The 5,677-nt window shown below is 66.1% G+C and carries 7 protein-coding genes; 5 read left to right on the top strand and 2 right to left on the bottom strand.

Annotated features, from left to right (window positions below):
- A partial coding sequence (locus tag VIM95_RS12685; RefSeq protein ID WP_331986183.1) for a pseudouridine synthase occupies positions 1–411 on the bottom strand: 411 nt, incomplete at its 3' end.
- A 100-nt stretch (positions 412–511) separates the two neighbouring features.
- Positions 512–937, bottom strand: coding sequence for a YMGG-like glycine zipper-containing protein (locus VIM95_RS12690; RefSeq protein WP_331986185.1), 426 nt, complete (start codon positions 935–937; stop codon positions 512–514).
- Between the two features lie 224 nt (positions 938–1,161).
- On the opposite strand from VIM95_RS12690, the gene VIM95_RS12695 reads away from it, so the two are divergent.
- The 5 genes from VIM95_RS12695 (at position 1,162) to VIM95_RS12715 (ending at position 5,675) form a co-directional block, all read left to right on the top strand.
- Entirely contained in the window at positions 1,162–1,587 is a 426-nt protein-coding gene (locus VIM95_RS12695; protein ID WP_331986187.1) for an organic hydroperoxide resistance protein, read from the top strand.
- 112 nt (positions 1,588–1,699) lie between these two features.
- A complete protein-coding gene (locus VIM95_RS12700; RefSeq protein ID WP_331986189.1) occupies positions 1,700–2,140 on the top strand; it encodes a MarR family winged helix-turn-helix transcriptional regulator in 441 nt (146 codons plus the stop codon).
- Between the two features lie 147 nt (positions 2,141–2,287).
- Positions 2,288–4,372, top strand: coding sequence for a putative bifunctional diguanylate cyclase/phosphodiesterase (locus VIM95_RS12705; RefSeq protein WP_331986190.1), 2,085 nt, complete (start codon positions 2,288–2,290; stop codon positions 4,370–4,372).
- A 31-nt stretch (positions 4,373–4,403) separates the two neighbouring features.
- On the top strand, positions 4,404–5,201 hold the full coding sequence (locus VIM95_RS12710) for a helix-turn-helix domain-containing protein (protein WP_331986191.1): 798 nt from the start codon (positions 4,404–4,406) through the stop codon (positions 5,199–5,201).
- Between the two features lie 84 nt (positions 5,202–5,285).
- Positions 5,286–5,675 carry a VOC family protein gene (locus VIM95_RS12715; protein WP_331986193.1) on the top strand — a complete coding sequence of 130 codons (390 nt, stop codon included), beginning with the start codon at positions 5,286–5,288 and terminating at the stop codon, positions 5,673–5,675.
- Positions 5,676–5,677 lie beyond the last annotated feature (2 nt).

Raw genomic sequence — 5,677 nt, forward strand, 5'->3', positions numbered from 1 at the left:
ATAGGTCTTGGGCACATGCCGCTTGGGCGAGGCGAGGGCGTGGTTCAGCGGACCATCGTCGGTCAGCAGCAAGAGGCCCGTCGTGTCGGCGTCCAGCCGGCCCACCGGTTGCACGCCGCGCTCCACAAAGTGGGGCGGCAGCAGAGTAAAGACCGAGCTGTGGTGCTGGGGGCTGCGCGAGCATTCCACCCCGGCGGGTTTGTGGAGGGCGATATAGAGCTTTTCACGCCAGGGCCAGTCATGGCCATCCACGGTCAACACCAGGCCCTCAGTTGTAAAAGCCGTATCCGGCTTCTGGCAGGGCTGCCCGTTCACTGCCACCCGCCCGGCCTCGATCAGGCCACGCGCCGCCTTGCGGCTGCCAAAGCCTTGGGATTGCAACAGACGTTCGAGCGCTAGCGGTTTGGCCATGGTATGAGCGGGTAGGGGGTAGAAAATAAAACAGCCCCACCAATTCGGCAGGGCTGTTCGCATTCTAGCTGGTCTGTCCGCCGCTTAGCGCGGCAAGGGCTTAATCCCAGCGACCACGGTGCTCCCAGCGGTCGTGCCGGTCTTCCCAGCGGCGCTCATGCCAGCCGCGGTCGTAGTGGCCTCGCGGCACATAGACCACGCGTTCCGGCGGGTAGTAGTAACGCGGCCGTTCCACATAGACCTCGCGGCGGATCACGCGCGGCTCTTCGTAGCGGTAGTAGCTGCTGCCACGGTAGTAGCCATTGTCGCGGTAGTAACCGTCGTGGCGGGTGCTGGCCGCCACGCCCACCAAGCCACCCAGCGCAGCACCCACCAGGGCGCCGTCGCGGCCGTTCACGTTGTAGCCGATGGCGGCACCGGCCGCGCCACCCAAGGCGCCGCCCAGCACTGCGCGGGACGAATCCGCCATCGCGGCGGTGCTGGTCAAAGCGCCTGCCAGCAACAGGAGGGATATCGATTTGCGCATGGTCTTGCTCCTTGGTCACGGCACGCTCGCCGTCTATGGTTGGCATAGTGGTACCGCCGGGCTGAATCCATCCTGAACTGCAGCACCACCTTCGACCGTTCGTCGGCCGGCTCCCAGGGCTATCGACCCGATAGAAACAAATAAATTGTGTGCAATTTATTTGGCGACTATATTTCGTCTCGCCAAGCAGGCAAACCTGTTACCCACTTACAAGGAATACTGCCATGTCCGTCCAAGTTCTCTATACCGCGCAAGCCACCGCCGTCGGCGGCCGTGAAGGCCAGATCGAATCGTCCGATGGTGTACTCAAGGCCAAGCTCGCCATCCCCAAGGAAATGGGTGGCCCCGGCGGCGCCGCGACCAACCCCGAGCAACTGTTCGCTGCCGGTTACGCCGCCTGTTTCGAAGGCGCCGTCCGCTTCGTCGCCCGCCAGCAAGGCGTCAAGATCGAGTCCGCCTCCGTCACCGCCCGCGTTGGCGTCGGCCCCCGTTCGGCTGGTGGTTTCGGCATCACCGCCGACCTGGCCGTCACCCTCACCGGCATGGACCGCGCCGTGGCCCAGCAACTGATCGAGACCGCCCACAGCGACATCTGCCCCTACTCGCACGCTACCCGCGGCAATGTCGATGTGAATGTGCATCTAGTGTGATTTAACGGCTCTGGGGCCATGGGCATACCCGCCCAGGCCCAGCATCCGTAGAATGCACGGGCGGCTACCGGTACCAGCCGGTCGCCGCCCTTGTCTTCAGGTGAACAAGATCATGAACGAATCCGACTGGCTGCGGCTCGACGCCCAGCTCTGCTTCCGCCTCTACGCCGCCTCCCGCACGGTCACGCGCTGCTATCAGCCGCTGCTGGCCGAGCTGGACCTGACCTATCCGCAATACCTGGTCATGCTGGTGCTGTGGGAGCAGGACGACGTCACGGTCAAGTTCATCGGCGATCGCCTTCTGCTCGATTCCGGCACCCTCACACCCTTGCTCAAGCGCCTGGAGCAAAGCGGCCTTATCCGCCGCGAGCGCCGGCAAGAGAACGAGCGCGAAGTGCGCATCATGCTCACCGATTCCGGCCACGCCCTGCGCGACAAGGCCAAATCCGTCCCCTTGGCCCTCAAGGACGCCATGGGCTTGGAGATCGAAGAACTCACCGAGCTACGCACGCGCCTCGACCACCTGCTGGCCCAGGCCAAGGCGCCGGCCTGAGCCAGCGCCCCTCACTACCCCGTCCGCCTGGGCCGGGATATATTGGTTTACACCGCTTCACGCGCTGATCCGCAACAACTACATTCACAAGAGGGCGGTAGTCTGCCGTCCCACCTATCCAGTACCGGCGCCTGAGGAGGAAGACCGATGCTGACAGGCAGCTACAGCTCGCTGCTGGTCTTGCTTTCCCTGCTGGTGGCCATACTCGCCGCCTACACGGCGCTCGACCTGGCCGGCCGCATCACCACCGCCCAGGGCCGCGCGGCCCACTGGTGGCTGGCCGGTGGTGCCTGCGCCATGGGCATCGGCATCTGGTCCATGCACTTTATTGGCATGCTGGCCTTCCGCCTACCCATTGAGCTCGGTTACGACCCCCACATCACCCTGCTGTCGCTCCTCATCGCCATCGCCTCGTCCGCACTGGCGCTGTGGCTGGTCAGCCGGCAGACCCTACCCTGGTCGCGTCTGGTCGGCGGTGCTTTGCTCATGGGGGCCGGCGTCAGTGCCATGCACTACACCGGCATGGCCGCCATGCGCATGCTGCCGGGCATCGTCTACCGGCCCGTGCTCTTCACCCTGTCGGTCATCATCGCCGTGGTTGCCTCCGGTGCCGCGCTCTGGCTGGCCTTCCGCCTGCGCCACCACGGGGCCGGTGTACGGCTGTTTCGCGCCGCAGCCGCGGTGCTCATGGGCATCGCCATCGTCGGCATGCACTACACCGGCATGGCCGCGGCCGAGTTTCCGCTCGGTAGCGTCTGCGGTGCCGTGCGCGACGGCTTCAGCACCGGCTGGCTGGCGCTCTTCATCATCAGCGTCACCTTTGCCGTACTGGCTATCGCCCTCATCGTCTCGGTGCTCGATCTGCGACTGGAGCTGCGCACCGCCGTGCTCGCCTCGTCCCTGAACGAAGCCAATCAGGAGCTGCAATACCTCGCCCTGCATGACAACCTCACCCGCCTGCCCAACCGAGTGCTGCTCGGAGACCGTTTGGATCAGGCCATCCAGCGCGCCCGCCGTGAACGCGGCCTATTCGCGCTCATGTTCATGGACCTCGATGGCTTCAAGGCAGTCAACGACGCCTACGGCCATCGCATCGGCGACTTGCTGCTGGTGGCCATCGCCCAGCGCATCACCGCCGCGGTGCGCGCGCAAGATACGCTGGCCCGGGTTGGTGGCGACGAGATGGTGTTGTTGTCCAGCGTGGGTGACCCATCCGATGTCGCTACCATGGCCGAAAAGCTCACCGCGCTGATCCGCGAGCCGGTAAGCGTGGAAGGCCACGAGTTACGCGTCTCGGTCAGTATCGGTATCGCACTGTACCCCGGCGACGGCACTGTCCCCGACGAGCTGCTCAGCAATGCCGACGCCGCCATGTATCACGCCAAGGGCCAAGGGCGGGACAGCTACCGCTTCTTCGAAGCGTCCATGAACGCCAATATGCATAACCAGCTGCAACTGGTGCAGGATCTGCGCCAGGCCCAGGTGCGCGGCGAGCTGGTGCTGCACTACCAACCCAAGTTCCGCGCGCCGGCCGGGCCCATGACCGGGGTCGAGGCCCTGCTGCGCTGGCAGCACCCCGAGCGTGGTCTTATCCCGCCAAATGACTTTATTCCCCTGGCGGAAAAGACCGGGCTCATCCTGCCCATCGGCGCCTGGGTGCTGGACGAAGCCTGCCGCCAGATGCGCAGCTGGCGCGATGCCGGCCAGGCCCCGCGCAGTATCGCGGTCAACCTCTCGGCCCTGCAGTTCAGCCATACCAGCCTGATCCAGACGGTGCGCGAGACGCTGGACCGCCATGGCCTGGAGGCCGCCTGCCTGACCCTGGAGGTGACCGAATCGACCGCCATGCGCGACGCCGACGCCAGCCTGAGCATCCTGCAGATCCTGCACGATATGGGCGTGCATATCTCCATCGACGACTTCGGCACCGGCTACTCCAGCTTGCTCTACCTCAAGCGCCTGCCCGCCAGCGAGCTCAAGATCGACCGCGGCTTTGTCCGTGATCTGGCGCGCGATACCGAAGATGCCGCCATCGTGGCCGCCATCGTCGCCCTGGGCCAGACTTTGGACCTCAAGATCGTGGCTGAAGGTGTCGAGACCGCCGACCAGCAGACCTTCCTCACCCAGCTTGGCTGCGACGCACTGCAGGGCTACCTCTTGGGCAAGCCCATGACCGCAGAGCGCTTGGCGCAGTTGCTGGCGGCGGGTGCAGTCCCGAGCGAAGTCAAATAGCATGCGGGCTTTCGCGCGCTAGCGTCCGCCCATGCCCCACGGTTACCCGCTACCTCACGGTTATCAGGAATTCCCCGCCCACTGGCCGGTTGGCCACCCGGTCGAGGCTGACTGGTCCTACCTGGCTGCCGCAGACGGCCTGCACCGCGTGCTGCCCGATGGGCGCATCGACCTGATCGCCCACTTCCGGCTGGCCGCCGACGACACCGTCAGCGGGCTGCAGCTACTGATTGCCGGCCCCTCCACCGGCCACTTCATGGTACCGGTCACGGCCGGGCTTGGCTTTATCGGTCTGCGCTTTCGCGCCGGCTGGGGCGGCGCCTGCCTGGGGCTCGATCCCGCCACGGTGCGCGATACCAATCTGGACGACGCCCAGGTCCAGGCCCTGCTGGGTGAGCGACTCGCCCCGGTACGCAGTGCGAAGGATCTCGCCACCTTGCATACCGCCCTGCGTAGCCTGGCCACCGAGTTGGCAAGTGCTGCCGGTAGCAGTGCCCACCCACAGGCCCAGGCCGCCATCGACCTGCTGCATGTCTCCGGCGGCAGGCTGCCGGTCGTGGCGCTGGCCGAGCAGGTCGGCTGCAGCGAGCGCCACCTGCGCCGCACCATGCGGCAAGCCGTCGGTCTGCCGGTCAAGACCCTGGCCGCCATCCTGCGCTTCCAGCGCACCGCCCGCCTGCTGCGCGCCGACCCCACGCTCAGCCTCAGCGCCGCCGCCTGCGAAGGCGGCTACAGCGACCAGGCCCACATGGCGCGCGACTTCCGCCGCCTGGGCGGTTTCTCCCCCTCGGACCGCGCGCAAGTTACCCACGGGGACCTGCCCTTGTGAGGGCCGCTGGCCGATTTATCCAAGACGCGGGCCCCCACCAGGCCTAGATTGGCGCCATCTCAACCGCAACTTGCTAGGACCGCCATGCAACTCGGCTACACCCTCTACTACGTGCCCGACGTCGCCGCCACCGTCGCCTTCTACGAGCAGGCCTTCTCGCTCGCTCGCCGTTTCGTGCACGAGAGCGGCATGTACGCCGAGATGGAAACCGGCGCCACCGCCCTGGCGTTTGCCGATGAAAAGATGGCCGGCATGAACGGCCTCACCATCCTGCCGCAGCGCAAGGACGCTCCACCGGCCAGCGTCGAGCTCTGCCTGGTCACCGCCACCCCGGAAGCCGCCTACGCCCATGCCATCGCCCACGGCGCGCAAGCGCTCAAAACCCCCGAGGCCAAGCCTTGGGGTCAGGTGGTCGGCTACGTGCGCGACCTCAACGGCTATCTGGTGGAAATCTGCTCGCCGGTCAGCGGCTGAGC

Source organism: Chitinimonas sp. (genome assembly GCF_036568685.1).
In the GTDB taxonomy this organism is placed as follows: Bacteria; Pseudomonadota; Gammaproteobacteria; order Burkholderiales; family Chitinimonadaceae; genus Chitinimonas.